Raw genomic sequence first — 261 nt, 5'->3', positions numbered from 1 at the left:
GGCGGCGACCATGGTCCAGGAGGCCATCGGCAACACCAGCGGCTTTGCCTATGACGTGCAGGCGGTCTGCGCGGGCTAGTGATAATAGGCCTGTGCCACTTCCTTGCGCAGGTCGGCCAGTAGCGTGTGGGTGGGCACCACGTCCATGACGCAGGCGCGGGTGACCCTTGCAGAATGATGCGCCGCCGGGTGATCCAGGCGCGGTGACGTCCCAGGCGGACCCGTTCCTGTAGCAGGATCAAGCAGGTCAGGAAGACAGGC

1 pseudogene is annotated in these 261 nt (G+C 65.5%); it reads right to left on the bottom strand.

From position 1 onward, the window contains the following. Positions 1-75: 75 nt before the first annotated feature. Positions 76-261 (bottom strand): annotated as a pseudogene (locus tag ACH107_RS33905) (hypothetical protein); the annotation flags it as partial.

The organism is Roseovarius halophilus (ex Wu et al. 2025) (assembly GCF_047086965.1).
Note: the sequence above shows the minus strand (reverse complement) of the source record. Positions and strands in the feature narration are given on the sequence as shown.